A 20,089-nucleotide genomic window follows, 5' to 3' on the forward strand; every position below is an offset into this window, starting at 1 on the left:
TAGACGGGGAAATTTGCCCATCATTGACTAACATAAAATATTTTATAAAATTGCCCCAATCGTTTACAAGCTGGATATTTTATTGAAGGAAGGGGCTTATCGTTCGTTCCTTACATATATTTTGCAATAAATTTACTAAATTAAAATATTAATTTTAATAACATAATTTTTTGATTAACTACTTCTTAATCTTTTTATTACGTCGGCTCCCTGAACATAACTCAAAAACTTTAGGAAGGGTATTTAGATATTTACCTAATTTTTTACTGGACTAATTAAAATTACATTCTTTGAATTGAGAACCTCTAAACAATTGTATTTTTGATTTAAACTTTCAATTACTTTGCCATACTTCATAAGTGTGATATCTTGTATAACCAAAAAAGGTAAACTATTCAGCTTTTCTCTAATATCGATAATAGAAAGTTTTAAATTAAAACATTTTCTTATTTCCATAATAAACTTGTTTGCATCATTTGGTATTCTGACAACATACACTTTTACCTCATCTATCAAATCCAGTTCGTCTGAGGGAAAATCTTCTTCATCTATAACTGGATTATTTTCAAGCCAACTAAATAATTCAATATCTAAAGAATAAAAAGACGACGACAATGCACCCAAATCTTGATAGAATATGTTTAGTTGGTCGCTATTCTTTTTTAAAAACACTCCTTGTCCCCCACCGTCATCCCCTATCAAAATATAATCAGGTGCGTAAACACTTACTTCATACAACCTGTTCCTTTCCACTGCAATGTCAAAACCATAAATATTAATTCCGTTTTCAAATGTAACTTCCTCGAAATATTTCCAAAATTCAATCATTCTCGAAGGTATATTAGTTTGAAAACTGATATTGATTTCATTTGCATCAATGTTTCTCTCTGTTCTAACGATTAAAGGTAACGACTTAAAATTTAAAATCATTGATTTCCTCCAATTAAATGTGACCTAGTCCATTAAAGTATTTATAAGCTTCTTTTGCAAGCCTTTGAATATGCTTTTTGGATACACCCGCTTGTACCATTTCTCTATAAGCAATATTAAATTCTGATTTTAATGAATTATTATACCCTGAATTAGCTCTCCTTAGATTTTGCAATCTACTAAGAGGAAGAAGGTATTAGTGTGGACGACTTAGATAACTTTCTTAATATCATTGTGAATTTTAATGAAAAGCAGTTTGCAATATTAAAACTTACTAACTCTGTCTGTGAGCTAGGAGAATTAGCTTTTCTAAATCTTGACACTTCAGATACATTCATTAATGGTAACCATTATAGTGACTATGAAGAGAAATAATTCTCTTCATAGTACTGAGGAAATTCATATTATGAAATAAGAGTATGTTTAAAATATGCTATTCATTTATTAGAGTTAAAGTCCTGTCCCTACTTTCATAAAACGCAATCCGTTAATTCCATTTTTTTCTATAAAATCTTTAAAATTTTGTGTACAGAAATAAAAGTTGTTAATTCTAATATCTCTAAAAATAGTTTCATTTTCTATTTTTTCTAAATTAAATGTAATGTTTTCACCTCGCAACATTGCAAGAGATTCTTGCATATCTAAACCATCAAAATTAATTGCTGTTAAAACATTTGTTATATTTATATATATATAATCCTCTGAAATACCAAATATCTCTGCGTTCCAATCCAGAGTAATTTTTTGCCCTGTAAAAGTTGAAAAAAGACGAACATAGTCCTTATTTAAAAAGGTTAAATCTTTAAAAACATCATCATTTACAAATCTATATACATTCATTTACAAAACTCCATTTACCAAATTTTAACGTTAAATAATAAATCCTCCCTAATATTTTCCGGATCAGCTAATACTGCTTCTTTTGCTTTTGCTCCACCAAAACGTTCTGCAGACTCCAACCTATCAGCAACATTTCTAAAATAATCATTAGTATGGATTATTCTATGATAAGCACCAGGTTATATACTATTTGGATCCATGTTTTAAATAAATCCCATTATCTGCACTATTGACATCAATCTTATGCCTTTCTAGAATATCCCTAGCTCTTTGAGCATTTGGATTTGAATGGTCCCCCGCCACAATATGATGAGCTGCTGAACTTTTATACTTATGCCAAGCACGTTTCATGTACCCTTCATTCTTTCTTAACTCACGATTAGCTTTGTTCATATTTTTCTTTAACTCTTTAGTACAAGAAAGACCAAAAATATCTATTGAGTTATTTGTATCTTGTACATAGCCATATAAGACCAAACCTCCATTAAGCCCAATTGGATCCTTTTGCGTATACATACCCTCAATTGGTGAATAATATCTAAATCTGTTGTAGTAAAGGCCAGTTTCTTCATCCTCGTATTGCCCTTGATATCGGAATGGTATAAAATTCTTGTCACAGGTAAACTCTTTTGACTGACCATAAATATCTAACTCATTGGACCAAACCTTATTACCATCAGTATCGTAGGCTTCAGAAGGTGTACCTAGATAATCACTAATAAGGCTTCTTCAACTAATCAATCGATCTAATAAATTCCTTAAATTGATATATTATTTACACCGCACTCATCAATTTAAAGTCTTTCCATACAAATTTCACATAACTAATTCTTTTTTAGCGTGGGCCTTTTATTCATATATCTTACCTACATATAGCATAATAGATAATAGTTTCCAGTCAATATTTTTGGGAGTATCTAAACCAGAATTTTCATAAAATCCTTCCATATCTTCCATCCATCCCTCAATGGCTTGAAGAAATAAATCTATAGATTTATTCTCCCATTCATCTATATTTTTTTTATAATCCGCTGATAATAAATTTACAAATTCTAAGAATTGTTGCTTGTTTGATACGTTTTCAATTTTGTTATACCAATCCATATTATTCACACCTCTCTATTTCAACTATTGACTCTATTTTTTCCTACAAATCACCTGTCTAGATCCATCTTCCCTCTTTAAAACAATTGATGTTCCACCATTTTTTGTTGACATTTTAAACCATTGATTCTTCACTTGTTTTTTACTTGCCCAGTTTACTGGAATTTCATCAATACCTGCGAGTCTAAATGCTGCGAGTCTTCTATGATCCAACGTCCATATTTTACCGTCTGTATCCTTCCAAACATTAACTGTAGGTAAGTCACTTACTTTAAGTGAACCATTCTTTAATGATTCAGCATTTTCTAAAACTGTAAATGCACCCGTACTATTCTTGATATTACTCTGCATAAAATGGATTTCATTTGGATCTAACGAAAGAGGTTTATTTCCTGATAACTCAGCAAAATTAAATTTAGGTTTTGGCTTTAATCCAAATGGATCATTTATAGCATTCGTATCACTAACATACCCATAAAGCGTAGGATTCCCACCCGCAAGTCCAATCGGATCTATTTGAGTATAATTCCCTTGTTCTGGGTCGTAGTATCGGAATGGGTTATAATACAATCCAATTTCAACATCCTCATACTGCCCTTGATATCTAAATGGAATAAAGTCTTTCTCACCTGTAACTTCTTTCACTCGTCCATAAACATCAAGTTCAGCTGTCCAAACCCTATTCCCTTTTTCATCATAGGCTTCAACAGGTGTTCCAAGATAATCACTAATAATACTATAATGACCTTCACTCGTAATCTTTGCAGAAGGGACAAACCCTTCATTAAATACCCATGTAACTAGATTATCTGCTATAGCAGTATCGGTTTGTGAAGATTTTAGATTGTCTAAAGTATCTGCAGCATTCTGCGTGGAATACTCATGCAGAATCGTATTACCATCCCATACAAAATGCGTTGCCTTATCCTCAGAACGCTTCTCTATTCGCCTACCTAATGAATCATACTTGAAAGTAACTTCCGTATTATCTGGCCTAATGACCTTCGCCATCATTCCATTGCCACAGTACTCATACTTCCACGTATCACCATTCTTTTCAACTTTCTCTACGAGATTTCCTTCTTCATCATAAGAGAATTTAGCATCTTTCGTTTCTAGTAATCTACTACCAGCGCCATAGACACGATCTTTTTTGTCTTTTGTTTCATACAAATTCCCGACATCGTCCACGCTGCGGTATAAGAAATCAAATTGGCGACTGTCTTGATTGGCCCACACAAGGTTACTAAATTCGTCGTAACCATAAGTCACTTTTACACCCGTTAGCTCGTTGACCATACTGCGTAATTGATGATTGATGTCCCAATTGTAGGCACGTCTTCGTGTATCTCGGCTTTGGCTACTTACGCGATGGTGTGTTGGTCTACCTGTGATATCATATTGCCATTTGCTAATAACATCTCCTGGTAGGATCCGCTCAATCTCTTGCCCAAGTTCATTGTACTGCATCGAGGCTGTCCACTGGGCTTGCTCGGAGCGAGAGGCTGTCATTTGCAAGATATTGCCCAGCTCATTACGCGTAACATCGATTTTGGCACCGAGGCTGCTTGTTATTTGGGAGCGATTGCCTAATTCGTCATAGCTACTGGCAATCCACTGGTCATTTTGCCACTCTTTGATGACTTGCCCAGATGGGTCTCGCTCTAGCTTGACGGTTACATGCTCGTTTTCCGTTTCTAGTAGCGAACCGTTTTTATCATAGGCAAACGTTTCCCAAGTGCCACCCTAGTAACCTTAGCGAATGACATTCCCTATATTCATAGGAATTGTCCTTTAATTGAACGTCGTCTCCATATGAAAGTTGGCCCGTACAAGACGATTTAAATAGTCATGACAGAACTTCTACGGTTCCTATCTCACGAATATTCCCATCTCTTGAAATCACAGTAAGATTAAAAGGGCAATAAATCCCTTTAAATGGATTTATCGCCCTATATAATTGATACTAATGTATTTCTCTTATACAATTTTAAGAATATACTGATTCAATCTATCTTTGCCACATTAAAGTTATATTTTTCATCTTCACGTGGATCATTAAATCCTTCAAATTCATTTACTTTTTCAAGAGAAAATAAAAAACCAAAATTTAGACTAGGAAAATCTAATTTCTTCATACGAGCATATCCTTTTATAGATACCGAATACTTACCAGAAGGAACACTGTATCTAAATCCTGAATATAGTGTTTTACCATCTAATGTTTGATAAAATACCTCATCATTTTTTAGAAACTCATTTTTATCAAATTCATAAAATGAACCAATATCTGCAATCCACAATGAATCTTTAACTTCAATATTGAAGTAATGATAAACGAATTTTTCTTCCCATTCATCGTCAAATGACTGATTACAATTTTCAAGTTTGATAATATACTCTATAGAATTTATAGGTAGAAAAGGTATCCAAATACCATTTTCAAGTGAAGCTAAATAACGGTTATGATTATCCTGAAAATTTTTTAAAATTTTTTTTGTCCTAACTTTTTCTTTCTTTAAAAAGTCTTGCAGGACGTCTATTGAAAACAAACAAATTCCGTAACTTCCAGTATCTAGAATTCTATCCATTATAACATCTCCTTTTTTCCTATTTACAAGGTATTTTTCCATTAGAATGTAATTCTTTTAATTTCTCTAAAGCTTCTGCAGGAGTTAAATCTTTGAATAACTTTTCTTTTGTGTATGGTATTTTTAAATAACCTTTAACGTCAATATCTTTGTATGCTTTAGCAGCTTTTTCAAAAAACTCATCTGTTGTACCAGTGAATTTTGAACCATGATAAGGTATTCCATCTTCTATAAGTTTTCTATGCAATTTTTTGTGAAGTTCTGCCGTTCCAGCTCCTTCATCTGGATACCAAGAAATGGAATGAATTTGACTTAACTCTGAAATATCTAAAGCCTTGGCTATTGATCTTGGCATCAAATGATGTCCCATGCCAGTATCCAATAAATCTGAATATAAGCCAAATTTATCTATATTATTATTTGTATCCCTGACATAACCATACAGAGTTGGATTCCCACCCGCAAGTCCAATCGGGTCAATTTGGGTATAATTCCCTTGCACCGGATCGTAGTATCGGAATCGATTATAATACAATCCTATTTCTACATCTTCATACTGCCCTTGATAACGGAATGGAATGAAATCTTGTCCACCTGATAATTCTTTTACCCTGCCGTAAATATCAAGCTCAGCCGACCAAACCTTTTTACCTTCTTCATCATAGGCTTCAACAGGCGTTCCGAGATAATCACTAATAATACTGTAATTACCTTCATTCGTGATTTTAGCAGAAGGTATGAACCCATCATTAAACACCCATGTAACTAAATTGTCTGGTATTTCAGATTTACTCCGTGAAGAATCCTCATCTAGATTTTCAAATTTATCTGAATCATTCTGCGAAAAATACTCATGTAGGATAGTATTCCCATCTCACAAAAATCTCGTTGTTTTTCGTCAGACTCTTCTCTATTCGTCTACCTAGCGAGTCATACTTGAAAGTAACTTCTGTGGTGTCCGGACTGAATAGTCCGGTTTCTAACGCAAGAAAAGAGCAGAAAAACCAACTATCACCATTGGTTTTACTACTCTTTTGCAATGCTTACTAACTAAAAGTCGGTATCAAATAATCCAATATAATGTAAGCCGTTATAAAGTTTGTTTACATTAGTAATCTCTATTTCCGGATCGAAGTAATAGAACATTGTGTTAACTTTGTCTAATCCTTTTTGATTACAAATATTTCTTATTTCAACCATCGTCTCATCATCTACTGATAGTTCTTCAATAAATTCATCCACATCTGTTAATTTATCTTCCCAGTAGACACCAATCCAATCCTCGTCATATACTTTTTCATTAATATCCTTACAAAATTCACATACCTTATAATTTGGATCATCAATATCCCTGTCTGGATCACTATAATCTATTTTAAAGTACTCGTTAAAGGTATCGTTATCTACGCTGCTTATTCCCATCCAAACATGAACCTTACTCATTATCTCCATTATTATCTACAACTCACTTTCATATGTTTTCTATGATGTTTTGCAATTATTATTCTTGCTTCCCTTTTGGAATTCGCTTCACTTAAAGCCTGAGACAGTTGTCTATGAAAATTACTACTTGCTTTACTAGATTGGCCTGGAAGACCTTTTAAACCAGTTGAATGTGGGCCAGAATGTATATTTCCCTTTCGGTCAACAACATCTACAAAGGTTATTTTATCCTTGTCTATAGCCATTTTTTTAAGTTCTTCCGCTGTAAAACCTAATTGTCTAGCTTTAGCAGCATCTGCAACAGGAAATAATTCATGTTTTCCACCACTATTTCTTAGTTGATCTTTAACAGCCTTTATGTTTGCCTTTACATCAGCAGGAGTAGCGTTATTGAACCATGCATTAAATTGTCCATTTTTCCAAGGTGCAAGGCCAAAAGGATCTACTTCAGCATTCAGATTACCAACATAACCATAAAGTGTAGGATTATTTCCTGCAAGCCCAATAGGATCTTGTTGTAAGTATATTCCTTCACTTTGCGAGTAGTATCGGAATCTATTATAATACAACCTTACTTCTACATCTTCATACTGCCCTTGATAACGGAATGGAATAAAGTCTTTCTCACCTGTAAATTCATTCACTTCACCATAAATATCAAGCTCAGCTGACCAAACCTTATTTCCTTCTTCATCATAGGCTTCGACAGGCGTTCCAAGATAATCACTAATAATACTATAATTACCTTCATTTGTGATTTTTGCTGAAGGTATGAACCCATCATTAAACACCCATGTGACTAGATTATCTGGTATTTCAGATTTATTCTCTGAGGAATACTCAACTGGATTTTCAAATTTATCTGAATCATTCTGCAAGAAATACTCATGTAGGATAGTATTCCCATCCCAAACGAAACTTGTTGTCTTATCATCAGAACTCTTCTCAATCCTTCTTCCTAGCGAGTCATACTTGAAAGTAACTTCTGTATTATCTGGTTTGATGACCTTTGACATCATCCCATTGCCATAGTACTCGTACTTCCACGTATCCCCATTCTTTTCGACTTTCTCTACGAGATTTCCTTCTTCATCATAAGAGAATTTGGCATCTTGTGTTTCTAGTAATCTACTGCCAGCACCGTAAACACGATCTGATTTATCTTTTGTTTCATATAGATTGCCGACATCATCGACGCTACGATATAAGAAATCAAATTGACCGCCTTGATTAGACCATACGAGGTTACTAAATTCATCATAACCGTACGTCACTTTTACACCTGTTAGCTCGTTGACCATACTCTGTAATTTATGATTAACGTCTCAATTATAGGCGCGTCTTCGTGTATCTCGGTTTTGACTACTTACTCTGTGATGCGTTGGTCTACCTGTAATATCATATTGCCATTTGCTGATGACGTCCCCTGGCAGGATACGCTCAATCTCTTGACCAAGTTCATTGTACTGCATCAAGGCTGTCCACTGGGCTTACTCACAGCGAGAGGCAGTCATTTGGGAGCGATTACCTAACTCGTCATAGCTACTGGCAATCCACTGGTTGTTTTGCCACTCTTTGATAACTTGGTCGGATGGGTCTCGTTCTAGCTTAACGGTTACATGCTCGTTTTCCGTTTCTAGTAGCGAACCGTTTTTGTCATAGCAAAACATTTCTTAGATATAACGGAATGATAACTGTTCACTTACGTATGGTATAAAAAAGAAGGCTTGAACGCCTTCTTTTTTATTTTTCAACTATTTTTTATCAAACTATGAATATTGCCAATATCCTACTATTGGATCCTTTATCGAATCCTCCGTCACAATTGCATACAAATACACAGCACCAAACCCAAATGGAAGGCTTGTGCCTGAATGGAATAATCCACTTGGATAACCGTCCTCATCAATTTGACACAAGAATTTATATCCTTTTTTCTCTAATTCTGTGTAATAGTATTCCTCTTCTTGTATATGGAAAGGATTACCTCCAAATTTAATAAAAAAAGGAGTTTCAAATGCTTGTTCTTCACTTACAAAAATACCTTCTGAAATATAGTGTTTAACTATTCCGAATTCGGTATAAGTAGAAGCCAAACTTTCTATCGAAATTGGATGTTCAAACACATACAATGAACAGTTTGGATATATATTTTTTGAAACTCGATTTTCGTATTCTTTTGGTATAAAGATAGAAATCATGTTATTTTTATCTAATGGATTGACAAAACAAAGATAGAAGTTATAGTCAGATCCTATTTCACTAAAAAGTTCGCCTTTAGCGTCAAAATATGCTGGAGCATTTCCACCAATCCATCCATTACCAACATTTCGGTTTTTGTCTAACTGAAATAAAATACTTTCTTTTCCCTCAACTAATATGTTATTTTTGTTCTCCATATTATTCATCCGAAAAACTAAATCCGGATTTCACACTCCTTTGCATTTAGTTATTTTCTACAGATTAATCCATGTCTTTCACCATGTTCAATTGCTTGTTTTCTTAAATCCATAACTTCTTCAGTTGCAAATACTTTTGCTTCCTTACTGTCCCAACCTCTCTTAATGAGTTCATTCATAATCCCGCGTCTTGTTAACGTGGCATTTCGATTAATGCTCTGCAACCATATCTAAACAAGGTACTAGATTTACTACATTCATGACGAAAAATAATTCATTGATTTCACCAGTGTTTGTAGACGTTATTATTTCAAGAATGAACTGACAATCTGATCCTCAGTGCTCAACTAGCTTCTTAGAGAAGATTAAAGTAGCTCTTCTAAAGAGTATGAAGATGCCATTAGTTCAATATAGCTGTCATATCCTTTAACAATATAATGTTTCAAATTCAACCTATTTCTGGGGTCGTACTTCTTTATATTTTTCTGCAAATACTCTGAATCTACCACTTCATAAAATCCCGAATCTGGATGATGAAATCTTTCTTCATCATTCTCCAAATGATTTCCAATGGACACTTCCTCTGAAATACAAAAACCATTATAATTAGATTCATCGAAATTTAACGTTACACATTTAACTTCCGCTACTATTGAAAAAATAATTGCTATGCTAACACATTTATTGTCTATGCTCTTTAATGGGATAGCACCAACTTCAATTCTTACGCCACCCGATTCTGTATACACTAACTCTAAATCAGTAGTAGATATTTTGAAATTAAAATTTACTGGCTTTAAAATGAACATCTTAATTCCTCCCAATTTTTAGCTTAGACAATTTGTAACATTCTTAACAAGACCAGAACCATCTTTATTCTTTGTAATAAATATTGTTTTTGATGGTGGTCTATTTTTTATATCAGCAACTAGATGACTAGGAACTTTATCATATGGAACAAAAATTGCGTGTTCTGGAAATTTGCCTCCTTCAGCTAATGCAGCTAATCCTCTATTATTTAATGTTACTACTTTACTTGTTGCAGGATCGATTGTGTATGAAATTAAAAAATCATTAGGATTGATGCTACCCAGACTAATATCTTTAGCAACCTCAAGTATTAGCCTACCAACAATCGAGTCATTAGCTTGAGATCCAATTGTACTAAAATTAGGTGCTATTCTATTTTGACCAAAATGTATGTCTCTTGGAAATGGGGTTATTTCACCAAATTCAAAAGGGTCAAAACTACTTAAACCTAGCGGATCAACCGTAATATTGGGATTTCCAACATACCCATACAATGTTGGATTATTTCCTGCCAGCCCAATCGGGTCAATTTGGGTATAATTCCCTTGCTCTGGGTCATAGTATCGGAATCGATTATAATACAATCCTATTTCTACATCTTCATACTGCCCTTGATAACGGAATGGAATGAAATCTTGTCCACCTGATAATTCTTTTACTCTGCCATAAACATCAAGCTCAGCCGACCAAACCTTTTTACCTTCTTGATCATAGGCTTCTACAGGCGTTCCAAGATAATCACTAACAATACTGTAGTTACCTTCACTCGTGATTTTAGCTGAAGGTACGAACCCATCATTGAACATCCATGTAACTAGATTATCATTTTCAAGTTCAGTTGAATCATTCTCTGAGAAACACTCATGTAAGATAGTATTCCCATCCCAAACGAAACTTGTTGTCTTTTCTTCAGAACACTTCTCTATCCGTCTACCTAGCGAGTCATACTTGAAAGTAACTTCTGTGATGTCTGGTCGGATGACCTTCGCCATCATGCCATTGCCGTTATATTCGTACTTCCACGTATCTCCATTCTTCTCAACTTTCTGAATCAGATTACCTTCATCATCATAAGAGAATGTTGCCTCTCTCGTTTCAAGCAATCTACTTCCGGCGCCATATACACGATCTGTCTTTTCTTTCGTTTCATACAAATTCCCGACATCATCGACACTGCGGTGTAAGAAGTCAAATTGATCGCCTTGATTGGACCAGACGAGGTTACTAAACTCATCATAACCATAGGTAACTTTTAGACCTGTTAACTCGTTTACCATGCTTCGTAAGCGATGATTGACGTCCCAATTATACACGCGTCTTCGTGTATCTCGGTTTTGACTACTTATTCGATGGTGTGTAGGTCTACCTGTCACATCATACTGCCATTTACTGATGACATCTCCTGGTAGGATTCTTTCAATCTCTTGACCGAGTTCATTGTACTGCATTGATGCTGTCCAATGCGCTTGCTCTGAGCTAGAGGCTGTGATTTGTGATACATCTCCCATTTCATTGCGAGCGACATCGATTTTTGCACCTAAGCTATTTGTAATCTGGGAACGGTTGCCTAATTCATCATAACTACTCGCAATCCAATGGTCATTCTGCCACTCTTTGATCACTTGTCCAGATGAATCTCGCTCAAACTTTACTGTCACATGCTCATTTTCAGTTTGAATTAACGACCCATTTTTGTCATAGCCAAACGTTTCCCAAGTATCATCATAATAATCAGCACGGATGACATTCCCTAGACCATCATGCTGATATGTTGTCCAACGATCGCCTGGACGTTGAATTCTTTGAACCAATCCGGCTAGACTTCGCTCATACGTTCTTTCAATCTCATCAAAGCCGATTTCCTTGATGATATTCCCTTTCGTATCGCGTTCAAACTGATACGCTTCGCCTTTTTCATTGATGACAGCGTTTAACTGCTCTTCTGTATCATAGGTGAAATTGACTTTCTTCCCACCTTGTTCTCGAGCCTTCAAACTGCCGAGAATGGTGTAATCAAAGGCTACTTGCGTATGGTTATCTTTCGCAAAAACAATATCTTCATAGGCATTGTACTTCAATTGTACGTCGTTACCATCTAATTTCTTTGGCATTTTGAAGTTAGAATTTCTATACCTTACAAAGCTTGAAAGTGTAGCACATTTTAAAATTGAATTAGAAAAATACATAACATATTAGAATACAAAACGAATTAAGGGCCACGTTAAAAGACATGAGTCCGATACAAAATATCGAACTCATGCCCAAACCTCTACATAATGAAATAACTCTGTCTAACATTTGAAGGTCACTTCATTACCATGGGGAATTTTACTATTTTTTTGCTATGCTTACTGAACTAAAAGTCGCTATCGAATAATTCAATATAATGCAGACCGTTTTATAGTTTGTTTATATCAATAATTTCTATTTTCCGAATCGAAATAATAAAAAATAGTGTTTATTTACAATATAGATTGTAGATAGTTAGGCACTGAATCTAAGTCCATAAATTGAATCCCTTTAAGATTATCTTTTTCACACAATGATTTAAATCTCTCTGAACAAAACAGGTACCTTCCCAGTTTTAAATCGCTTAATTGAAATAAATCAAGATCAGTGTCTTTTATCACCAACTTTATATACTTATCAACGAAACTTCCACCAACTTTTAATTTTGCATTACTTGGAACTTCTCTTGTAAGGTACTCAGATTTATCATAATCAACTAATGAATGTCTTTTAATACATTTAATAAAGAAAAATAAATCTTTTACTTTTGGTTTACCTTTTGTACTAACAACATGTAAATTAGCTATACCATAATCCTGTAATATATTTACTTGATCCATTGAAGATAAAAATTTTTCAGAGATTACATGACCAAAGAAATTTTCGTAGTAGTCAAATTGAACTTTGCTTCTCGTTATTAACCAAAGTTCTTTTGGGAAATCCATTTGTTCAATAAAAGGTCGATTCCAATTATAGCTCATTCCTTCGTCATATTTCTCATCAGTATAGCTTTCGTGCAAAACACCATCTAAATAGATGGGGGAATTTGCACTATCATTGACTAACATAAAATATTTCATAAAATTACCCCAATCGTTTACAAGTTGGATATTTTTTTGATGGTACATAATCTTTACTAAAATGTCCTGTTTGCAGTTGATTTTTAAGTTGCATTTGCAGTTTACGTACTTTTGTTCTAGCTTGTTTTTCATTTATAAAACCATCATCAAATTCTTCATATATAGTGGCTACTCTGTTCATTACATTCTTATTATAAGCACTATGAGAAGTATTATGAATAAAATCAAATGTACTACCTTTTAAAGTATCCGGATTACTAGGAATCATCATACCATTAAAAGCTTGATCTCTTAAACCTCCAATACCAATATCATTGAAAAATGTTTGATATTGCTTCCAAACATTTGTCGGAATCACATGATGAGCCTGAAAACCTGTAAAGTTTCTCCCTTTAAAACCTTTTTGAACATTACCTGAGAGTATTGTACTTGGCGCTCTCGATAATCCAAATGGATCAATACAACTATTTGTATCACTTACATATCCATATAGTGTAGGATTGTTTCCTGCAAGTCCTATAGGGTCTTGTTGGATATAAACCCCTTCGTTCGGCGAGTAATATCGGAATCGGTTGTAGTACAAGTCTGTTTCCTCATCCATATACTGTCCCTGAAAACGGAATGGAATGAAACCTTTATATCCTGTAAGTTCCTTACCTTGTCCATAGATGTTAAGTTCTATAGACCAGACTTGGTTTCCTTCCTCATCGTACGCCTCTACAGGAGTACCTTGATAATCACTGATAATACTAAAGTTACCTTCATTGGTAATTTTAGCTGATGGTGTAAGTGAATTATCTTCATACACCCATGTTACGAGATTTCCCTGTTGGTTTGTATTCGCATCTTGGGTACTTATCGTACTTGCCTTTACTACCCACTCATGTAAAGTCGTATTGCCATCCCAGACAAAGTGAGTCGCTTTTCCTTCACAATTTTTTTCCACACGTCTACCAAGTGGATCGTATTTGAAAGTAATCACTTTGTTTAAAGTTGAATTGTTCTTTGATAAGAACACAACCTTTGACATCATCCCATTACCATCGTATTCGTACTCCCACGCATCACCAGTTCTTTCAACTTTCTGAATCAGATTACCTTCATCATCATAAGAGAATGTTGCCTCTTTCGTTTCAAGCAATCTACTTCCGACACCATAGACACGATCTGTCTTTTCTTTTGTTTCATACAGATTCCCGACATCATCGACACTGCGGTGTAAGAAGTCAAATTGACCGCCCTGATTGGACCAAACTAGGTTACTGAATTCATCGTAACCATAGGTCATTTGTACACCCGTTAACTCATTTACCTTGCTTCGTAAGCGATTATTGGCATCCCAATTGTACACTCGTCTTCGTGTTTGATGATTTTGACTACATATTCGATGCTGTGTCGGTCTACCAGTTACATCATATTTCCATTTACTAACGACATCCCCTGGTAGGATTTTCTCAATCTCTTGTCCAAGAGCATTGTACTGAATCGTTGCTGTCCAATGGTCTTGAACTGAGCGAGAAGCTGTAATTTGCGACACATTTCCAATTTCATTACGAGCGACATCGATGTTTGCACCTAAGCTACTTGTAATTTGTGAGCGATTACCTATTTCATCATAGCTACTTCCAATCCAATGGTCATTTTGCCACTCCTTGATTACTTGTCCAGATTGGTCTCGCTCAAACTTTACAGTCACATGTTCATTTTCAGTCTCAATTAACGAACCATTTTTGTCATAGCCAAACGTTTCCCAAGTGTCATCGTAATAATCAGCACGAATTATATTTCCTAGGCCGTCATGCTGATACGCTGTCCAACGATTACCTGGACGTTGAATCCTTTGAACCAATCCTGCTGGACTTCGCTCATACGTTCTTTCAACCTCATCAAAGCCAATTTCCTTGATGATATTCCCTTTCGCATCACGTTCAAACTGATACGTTTCGCCTCTTTCGTTGATCACAGCGTTTAACTGCTCCTCTGTATCATAGGTGAATTTGACTTTCTTCCCACCCTGTTCTCGAGAAATTAAACTGCCAAGAATGGTGTAATCAAAGGCTACTTGCGTATGGTTATCCCTTGCAATAACAATATCGTCATAGGCATTGTACTTTAATTGAACATCGTTACCATCGGAAAGGTTGGCTCGTACAAGGCGATTCAAGTTATCATAACGAAACTAAATCCGCCACTTAACCCAATCGGATCTATCTGTGTGTACGTGCCAGTGCATGGGTCATAATAGCAGAAGCGATTATAATACAAGCCACTGCTCAAATCGTGATACTACCCTTGATAACGGAATAGAATAAAGTCTTTCGTCCCTGTGAATTCTTTCTATTAGCTTTTCTCCTGTATAACCACCATGACATAGACAGAAAAAGCAGTCCCTGACTTAAAAAACCTACGTAAAAAGGGGTTTTATACCTCTTCATACGTAGGTTCTAAAATTATATTTTCTCTGCAATATTACAATTAATTACTAATTATTATTTGAAGTTCACCGAATACTACTCACTAAGATTTCCCTCACACCTTTAGGTTTTGATAAATTCACCCCAGCCATAACTAATCACCTCATCTTCAGTTGGAAAATCATATTTTGCATATGTGTTAAATGGCAAACATTGTTCCTGAGTTATTTCATATGGACTTTTCCATTCAGATTCACATTCTTTACAACACAAATACAGATTTAATGTTTGAATATCTTTTACAATTATGACCCAGCCTTGATCACACAATGGGCACCAATCAACTTTATATTCATTAATCATTTTACTCTCTTCTTTCATCATTAGTTATTTTGAAGGAAATGCGGTAACAATTTTATTTGTTCCACCTTCTGTAATAATTGTAACGTTGTTTAAAACATCACCTGATCCTCTAAATCCACCTTCTAATCCAGCTTCTGGAGAAGAAATTACATATTTATCATTTCCGTTCGGTTGAGTAACAGGGGTCCCTTTATTTGTCCAAGCATCATTAGTTTGAGTAAAACCATCATCCGAAAATACGCCGTGCTTCGGTTTAGTTAAATCATCAACGTTATGTAGTTCCACATGCTGTTGAGTAGTGTAACCATCGTGCCTTGTTCGGCTCCAATCTGGCTTATCAATCTCACATTCATTTAATCCAAAAGGATCGGTCATTCTGTTTGGATCTTTTACATAGCCATACAAAGTGGGATTCCCACCCGCAAGTCCAATCGGGTCAACTTGCGTATAATTCCCTTGTTCTGGGTCGTAGTATCGGAATCGGTTATAATACAATCCAATCGCTACATCTTCATACTGCCCTTGATAACGGAATGGAATGAAATCTTTCTCACCTGTAAATTCTTTCATTCGTCCATAAACATCAAGCTCAGCCGACCAAACCTTATTTCCTTGCTCATCATAGGCTTCAACAGGCGTTCCAAGATAATCACTTATAATACTGTAATGACCTTCACTCGTAATCTTTGCAGAAGGGACAAAACCATCATTGAACACCCATGTCACTAGATTATCAGCTATAGCAGTATCAGCCTGTGAAGATTTCAGATTTTCTAAAGTATCCGCAACATTCTGCGTGGAATACTCATGCAAAATCGTATTGCCATCCCATACAAAATGAATTGCCTTATCCTCAGAACTCTTCTCTATTCGCCTACCTAATGAATCATATTTGAAAGTAACTTCCGTATTATCTGGCTTAATGACCTTCGACATCATGCCATTACCATAGTACTCGTACTTCCACGTATCACCATTCTTTTCAACTTTCTCTACGAGATTTCCTTCTTCGTCATAGGAGAATTTGGCATCTTTTGTTTCTAATAATCTACTGCCTGCGCCATAGATACGATCTTTTTTGTCTTTTGTTTCATACAAATTCCCGACATCGTCCACGCTACGGTATAAGAAATCAAATTGACCGCCTTGATTAGACCATACGAGGTTACTAAATTCATCATAACCGTACGTCACTTTTATACCCGTTAGCTCATTGACCATGCTGCGTAATTGGTGATTCACATCCCAATTATACACGCGTCTTCGCGTATCGCGGTTTTGACTACTTACGCGATGGTGTGTCGGTCTACCAGTTATATCATATTGCCATTTACTAATAACATCCCCTGGTAGGATTCTTTCAATCTCTTGTCCGAGTTCATTGTACTGCATCGAGGCTGTCCACTGGGCTTGCTCGGAGCGAGAGGCTGTCATTTGCAAGATATTGCCCAACTCATTACGCGTAACATCGATTTTGGCACCAAGGCTGCTTGTTATTTGGGAGCGATTGCCTAAGTCGTCATAGCTACTGGCAATCCACTGGTCATTTTGCCACTCTTTGATAACTTGCCCAGATGGGTCTCGTTCTAGCTTGACGGTTACATGCTCATTTTCCGTTTCTTGTAATGAGCCATTTTTGTCATAGCTAAAAGTTTCCCACGTACCATCATAGTAGTCAGAGCGAATAATATTCCCTAGCGCATCGTGCTGATACGCTGTCCAACGATTTCCTGGCCGTTGCATCCGTTGCACGAATCCTGCGAGGCTTCGCTCATACACTTTTTCCATGTTATCAAAGCCGTTTTCCTTGATAATATTGCCTTTGGTATCGCGTTCAAAGGTGTATGCTTCGCCTTTTTCATTGATAACAGCGGTTAATTGCTCCTTTGTATTGTGGGTGAATTGTATATTCTTGCCACCTTGTTTTCGAGACGTTAGGCTGCCTAGAATCGTGTAATCAAAGGCAACTTGCGTATGGTTATCCTTCGCAAAAATAATATCGTCATAGGCATTATACTTTAATTGAACGTCGTTACCATCGGAAAGGTTGGCTCGTACAAGGCGATTTAAATGGTCATAACGGAACTTTTCTGTGGCCCCTAGGGGATTTGTCGTGCTAATGCAGTTACCTCGACGATCATATGTCCAGGTTGAACTTGTCCCGTCTGGCAATGTCACTTGACTCAAGTTCAGATCAGCATCATAAGAAAGATGACCGATTTGTTGTAGTAATTAAAGAATGTGAAGTATTATTTACTTAGGAACAATGCATATAAGAGTTATTTGTAATGTTATCCAATTTTATGATCCCTACTAATACAAAAAAATATTAAACGGCCTGAGCTCTGTAAATTTAAGGCTCAAACCGCTTAACGTACTTTTATTATTGCCAATATCTACTTGGTAAGATACAGTTCATTAGTCCCTACTCTAATGTTTGAGATCAGCTGATTTCAAAATAGGTTTAGTCCCATTAATCTAGCGTTCTAGTGAAGCAAAATATTGTGGGATATCATCAATTTCAATAAAACGTATTCCCTTAATATTATTTATCTTACATAGTTGTTTGAAATTTTCTGAACAAAACAAATAACTCACCAATTTTAAATCATTTAAACAAAAAATATCCTTATCGGTTTCCTTTAAAATAATCTTATTGTATTTTTCAACAAATATACCATTAATGTTAAAGGATTTGTTTTTTGGTACTTCTCTAGTTTTAAAATCTGATTTTTCATAATCAACGATATCTTCTCTGTCATAAAATTTAAGAAAATAATACGGTTGATTAACTTTAGGTTTCCCCTTTGTACTTACAATATTAAGGCTAGATAATACATAATGTTGCAAATAGTTACTTTCCTTTATTAGATTTAAAAATTTGTTGCTAACTATATGTCCTAAAAAATCTTCATAGTAATCAAATTCAATTTTATTAGTAGTAATCAACCAAAGTTTTTTTGGTAAGTCCATCTTTTCAAAAAAGAGTCTATTCCAGTTATATTCCATACCTTCATTAAATTTTGTTTCATTAAATTCTTCATGCAACACACCTTTTAAAAAGATAGGAGAATTAACCTCATCTTTTACCAGCATATAGTAACTCATTATATCACCCTAACCTTTTACATTTTGGGTATTTTTTTGATGGAACTGTATCAAATTGACCCATTAATAATTTATTTTTCAACTCAATTTGCAATTTACGGATTTTAGTTCTTGCTAATTTAGCATCTATAATACCATTACCACTATTAAATTCGATTGAAATTTCTTTAACTCTCCTAGTAACGTGGTCGTTATATTTAGAATGCGACGTATTATGAATAAAGTCAAATAAACTATTTTTTAAAGTCTCTGGATTACTAGGAATCATCATTCCATTAAATGCTTCATCCCTTAATCCTCCCATACCTATAGAATTAAAGAAGCCTTGATATTTTTTCCAAACATCAGTTGGTATCACATGGTGTGCTTGATTTCCTGTAGTTTTGCTTCCTCCTTTTTTAAAATTTCCAGCAAGAACTTGGCTAGGTGCTCTCGCTAAACCGAATGGATCATTCTCCATGTTTGGATCTTGCACATACCCATAAAGCGTAGGATTCCCACTATTTTTCAGCTTCTGGGCTTTGGTAAAGAATTCCCCACTTTTTCTTTTTCTTCGGCTTCTTTGATTTTTTTTGCGGATCTTTTCTTTTTGGAAGATTTCAAAATGGGCTATAACTTTTTATAAACAAAAAACCTTGAAAGGCTTTTGCCAATCAAGGTTATAAAACATCTACACCCTTATTTAATATTTATTGCTTTCGTTATCTTTTTTATTATATCATTCAACCATTCCACTGGCTTTACATTTAGAATTGGAAAGTATATACCATCTGTACAAGATTGAATGTATTCATTTTTTTCAATATCTGAGTACTCGTTTTTGATAAAATCTGTTAAAATGACAACGATATATTCCAAATATTCTTTACTTTCATCTAATATTAATTCCTGTAGAGCATCTTCAGGCGATTCAATATCTTGATGAAATGTTCCAGCTAAAAATTGGAAAACTGGATCATCTTGATTATTAATAGATAACATACTACATCAATCCCTTC

At 35.0% G+C, this 20,089-nt stretch carries 24 protein-coding genes and 1 pseudogene; 1 reads left to right on the forward strand and 24 read right to left on the reverse strand.

All coding sequences use genetic code 11. The features are described from left to right. Positions 1-255: 255 nt before the first annotated feature. The 16 genes from MHI22_RS07550 to MHI22_RS07620 form a co-directional block, all read right to left on the reverse strand. On the reverse strand, positions 256-930 hold the full coding sequence (locus MHI22_RS07550; protein ID WP_340811573.1) for a hypothetical protein: 675 nt from the start codon (positions 928-930) through the stop codon (positions 256-258). A 13-nt stretch (positions 931-943) separates the two neighbouring features. After that, positions 944-1,105 carry a hypothetical protein gene (locus MHI22_RS23395; protein ID WP_445668839.1) on the reverse strand — a complete coding sequence of 54 codons (162 nt, stop codon included), beginning with the start codon at positions 1,103-1,105 and terminating at the stop codon, positions 944-946. Positions 1,106-1,380: 275 nt separating this feature from the next. Continuing rightward, complete coding sequence (locus MHI22_RS07555) at positions 1,381-1,770, reverse strand: imm11 family protein (protein ID WP_340811575.1); 390 nt, start codon at positions 1,768-1,770, stop codon at positions 1,381-1,383. Between the two features lie 186 nt (positions 1,771-1,956). After that, positions 1,957-2,490 (reverse strand): RHS repeat domain-containing protein, encoded by a 534-nt coding sequence (locus tag MHI22_RS07560; RefSeq protein WP_180957843.1) that lies wholly within the window; start codon positions 2,488-2,490, stop codon positions 1,957-1,959. Between the two features lie 129 nt (positions 2,491-2,619). Further along, positions 2,620-2,874, reverse strand: a complete 255-nt coding sequence (locus MHI22_RS07565) for a DUF7660 family protein (RefSeq protein ID WP_036127392.1) — start codon at positions 2,872-2,874, stop codon at positions 2,620-2,622. Positions 2,875-2,907: 33 nt separating this feature from the next. Beyond that, entirely contained in the window at positions 2,908-4,386 is a 1,479-nt protein-coding gene (locus MHI22_RS07570) for an RHS repeat-associated core domain-containing protein (protein WP_340811576.1), read from the reverse strand. A 494-nt stretch (positions 4,387-4,880) separates the two neighbouring features. Beyond that, complete coding sequence (locus tag MHI22_RS07575) at positions 4,881-5,465, reverse strand: hypothetical protein (RefSeq protein ID WP_340811577.1); 585 nt, start codon at positions 5,463-5,465, stop codon at positions 4,881-4,883. A gap of 19 nt (positions 5,466-5,484) precedes the next feature. Beyond that, positions 5,485-6,222 carry an RHS repeat domain-containing protein gene (locus MHI22_RS07580; RefSeq protein ID WP_340811579.1) on the reverse strand — a complete coding sequence of 246 codons (738 nt, stop codon included), beginning with the start codon at positions 6,220-6,222 and terminating at the stop codon, positions 5,485-5,487. A gap of 293 nt (positions 6,223-6,515) precedes the next feature. Further along, positions 6,516-6,908, reverse strand: a complete 393-nt coding sequence (locus MHI22_RS07585) for an immunity 22 family protein (RefSeq protein WP_340811581.1) — start codon at positions 6,906-6,908, stop codon at positions 6,516-6,518. A gap of 11 nt (positions 6,909-6,919) precedes the next feature. Further along, a complete protein-coding gene (locus MHI22_RS07590) occupies positions 6,920-8,209 on the reverse strand; it encodes an RHS repeat domain-containing protein (protein ID WP_340811582.1) in 1,290 nt (429 codons plus the stop codon). A 24-nt stretch (positions 8,210-8,233) separates the two neighbouring features. After that, the gene (locus tag MHI22_RS07595; RefSeq protein WP_340811584.1) at positions 8,234-8,380 is read right to left on the reverse strand and encodes a hypothetical protein; all 147 of its coding nucleotides are present in this window, start codon (positions 8,378-8,380) and stop codon (positions 8,234-8,236) included. 18 nt (positions 8,381-8,398) lie between these two features. Then, positions 8,399-8,578: a hypothetical protein gene (locus MHI22_RS07600; RefSeq protein ID WP_340811586.1), complete on the reverse strand. Its 180-nt coding sequence runs from the start codon at positions 8,576-8,578 to the stop codon at positions 8,399-8,401. Between the two features lie 99 nt (positions 8,579-8,677). Further along, a complete protein-coding gene (locus MHI22_RS07605) occupies positions 8,678-9,316 on the reverse strand; it encodes a hypothetical protein (protein WP_340811588.1) in 639 nt (212 codons plus the stop codon). 41 nt (positions 9,317-9,357) lie between these two features. Beyond that, complete coding sequence (locus tag MHI22_RS07610; RefSeq protein ID WP_340811590.1) at positions 9,358-9,486, reverse strand: hypothetical protein; 129 nt, start codon at positions 9,484-9,486, stop codon at positions 9,358-9,360. 186 nt (positions 9,487-9,672) lie between these two features. Further along, positions 9,673-10,116 (reverse strand): hypothetical protein, encoded by a 444-nt coding sequence (locus MHI22_RS07615; protein ID WP_058844145.1) that lies wholly within the window; start codon positions 10,114-10,116, stop codon positions 9,673-9,675. 18 nt (positions 10,117-10,134) lie between these two features. After that, positions 10,135-12,228, reverse strand: a complete 2,094-nt coding sequence (locus MHI22_RS07620) for an RHS repeat domain-containing protein (RefSeq protein ID WP_340811591.1) — start codon at positions 12,226-12,228, stop codon at positions 10,135-10,137. On the opposite strand from MHI22_RS07620, the pseudogene MHI22_RS07625 reads away from it, so the two are divergent. After that, positions 12,194-12,394, forward strand: a pseudogene (locus tag MHI22_RS07625) (IS3 family transposase); the annotation flags it as partial. The gene MHI22_RS07620 and the pseudogene MHI22_RS07625 overlap by 35 nt on opposite strands. A 185-nt stretch (positions 12,395-12,579) precedes the next feature. Here the strand turns inward: MHI22_RS07625 and MHI22_RS07630 are convergent. From MHI22_RS07630 to MHI22_RS07660, 8 genes are all read right to left on the reverse strand, one after another. Continuing rightward, positions 12,580-13,206, reverse strand: a complete 627-nt coding sequence (locus MHI22_RS07630; protein WP_036124943.1) for an Imm43 family immunity protein — start codon at positions 13,204-13,206, stop codon at positions 12,580-12,582. A gap of 4 nt (positions 13,207-13,210) precedes the next feature. After that, positions 13,211-15,370 carry an RHS repeat-associated core domain-containing protein gene (locus MHI22_RS07635; protein ID WP_340811594.1) on the reverse strand — a complete coding sequence of 720 codons (2,160 nt, stop codon included), beginning with the start codon at positions 15,368-15,370 and terminating at the stop codon, positions 13,211-13,213. Then, on the reverse strand, positions 15,367-15,483 hold the full coding sequence (locus MHI22_RS23400) for an RHS repeat-associated core domain-containing protein (protein ID WP_445668840.1): 117 nt from the start codon (positions 15,481-15,483) through the stop codon (positions 15,367-15,369). The genes MHI22_RS07635 and MHI22_RS23400 overlap by 4 nt, the downstream gene beginning before the upstream one ends. A gap of 260 nt (positions 15,484-15,743) precedes the next feature. Further along, complete coding sequence (locus MHI22_RS07640; protein ID WP_340811596.1) at positions 15,744-16,004, reverse strand: hypothetical protein; 261 nt, start codon at positions 16,002-16,004, stop codon at positions 15,744-15,746. A 3-nt stretch (positions 16,005-16,007) separates the two neighbouring features. Beyond that, positions 16,008-18,161 carry an RHS repeat domain-containing protein gene (locus MHI22_RS07645; RefSeq protein WP_445668847.1) on the reverse strand — a complete coding sequence of 718 codons (2,154 nt, stop codon included), beginning with the start codon at positions 18,159-18,161 and terminating at the stop codon, positions 16,008-16,010. A gap of 300 nt (positions 18,162-18,461) precedes the next feature. Then, positions 18,462-19,079, reverse strand: coding sequence for an Imm43 family immunity protein (locus MHI22_RS07650; protein ID WP_340811598.1), 618 nt, complete (start codon positions 19,077-19,079; stop codon positions 18,462-18,464). 16 nt (positions 19,080-19,095) lie between these two features. Beyond that, on the reverse strand, positions 19,096-19,551 hold the full coding sequence (locus MHI22_RS07655) for an AHH domain-containing protein (protein ID WP_340811600.1): 456 nt from the start codon (positions 19,549-19,551) through the stop codon (positions 19,096-19,098). A 218-nt stretch (positions 19,552-19,769) separates the two neighbouring features. Next, positions 19,770-20,072 carry a contact-dependent growth inhibition system immunity protein gene (locus tag MHI22_RS07660; protein WP_036165521.1) on the reverse strand — a complete coding sequence of 101 codons (303 nt, stop codon included), beginning with the start codon at positions 20,070-20,072 and terminating at the stop codon, positions 19,770-19,772. Between the last annotated feature and the right edge of the window lie 17 nt (positions 20,073-20,089).

Origin of the sequence: Lysinibacillus sp. FSL L8-0312, assembly GCF_038003285.1 — a bacterium.
In the GTDB taxonomy this organism is placed as follows: domain Bacteria; phylum Bacillota; class Bacilli; order Bacillales_A; family Planococcaceae; genus Lysinibacillus; species Lysinibacillus fusiformis_D.

Excerpts from the sequence above, each read along its gene's own strand:
- MHI22_RS07550 (WP_340811573.1), bottom strand. The coding sequence starts at position 930 with ATGATTTTAAATTTTAAGTCGTTACCTTTAATCGTTAGAACAGAGAGA.
- MHI22_RS07555 (WP_340811575.1), bottom strand. The coding sequence starts at position 1,770 with ATGAATGTATATAGATTTGTAAATGATGATGTTTTTAAAGATTTAACC.
- MHI22_RS07565 (WP_036127392.1), bottom strand. The coding sequence starts at position 2,874 with ATGGATTGGTATAACAAAATTGAAAACGTATCAAACAAGCAACAATTC.
- MHI22_RS07570 (WP_340811576.1), bottom strand. The coding sequence starts at position 4,386 with ATGACAGCCTCTCGCTCCGAGCAAGCCCAGTGGACAGCCTCGATGCAG.
- MHI22_RS07575 (WP_340811577.1), bottom strand. The coding sequence starts at position 5,465 with ATGGATAGAATTCTAGATACTGGAAGTTACGGAATTTGTTTGTTTTCA.
- MHI22_RS07585 (WP_340811581.1), bottom strand. The coding sequence starts at position 6,908 with ATGAGTAAGGTTCATGTTTGGATGGGAATAAGCAGCGTAGATAACGAT.
- MHI22_RS07590 (WP_340811582.1), bottom strand. The coding sequence starts at position 8,209 with ATGGTCAACGAGCTAACAGGTGTAAAAGTGACGTACGGTTATGATGAA.
- MHI22_RS07595 (WP_340811584.1), bottom strand. The coding sequence starts at position 8,380 with ATGCAGTACAATGAACTTGGTCAAGAGATTGAGCGTATCCTGCCAGGG.
- MHI22_RS07600 (WP_340811586.1), bottom strand. The coding sequence starts at position 8,578 with ATGTTTTGCTATGACAAAAACGGTTCGCTACTAGAAACGGAAAACGAG.
- MHI22_RS07605 (WP_340811588.1), bottom strand. The coding sequence starts at position 9,316 with ATGAATAATATGGAGAACAAAAATAACATATTAGTTGAGGGAAAAGAA.
- MHI22_RS07610 (WP_340811590.1), bottom strand. The coding sequence starts at position 9,486 with ATGAATGAACTCATTAAGAGAGGTTGGGACAGTAAGGAAGCAAAAGTA.
- MHI22_RS07615 (WP_058844145.1), bottom strand. The coding sequence starts at position 10,116 with ATGTTCATTTTAAAGCCAGTAAATTTTAATTTCAAAATATCTACTACT.
- MHI22_RS07620 (WP_340811591.1), bottom strand. The coding sequence starts at position 12,228 with ATGCCAAAGAAATTAGATGGTAACGACGTACAATTGAAGTACAATGCC.
- MHI22_RS07630 (WP_036124943.1), bottom strand. The coding sequence starts at position 13,206 with ATGAAATATTTTATGTTAGTCAATGATAGTGCAAATTCCCCCATCTAT.
- MHI22_RS07640 (WP_340811596.1), bottom strand. The coding sequence starts at position 16,004 with ATGATGAAAGAAGAGAGTAAAATGATTAATGAATATAAAGTTGATTGG.
- MHI22_RS07650 (WP_340811598.1), bottom strand. The coding sequence starts at position 19,079 with ATGCTGGTAAAAGATGAGGTTAATTCTCCTATCTTTTTAAAAGGTGTG.
- MHI22_RS07655 (WP_340811600.1), bottom strand. The coding sequence starts at position 19,551 with ATGGAGAATGATCCATTCGGTTTAGCGAGAGCACCTAGCCAAGTTCTT.
- MHI22_RS07660 (WP_036165521.1), bottom strand. The coding sequence starts at position 20,072 with ATGTTATCTATTAATAATCAAGATGATCCAGTTTTCCAATTTTTAGCT.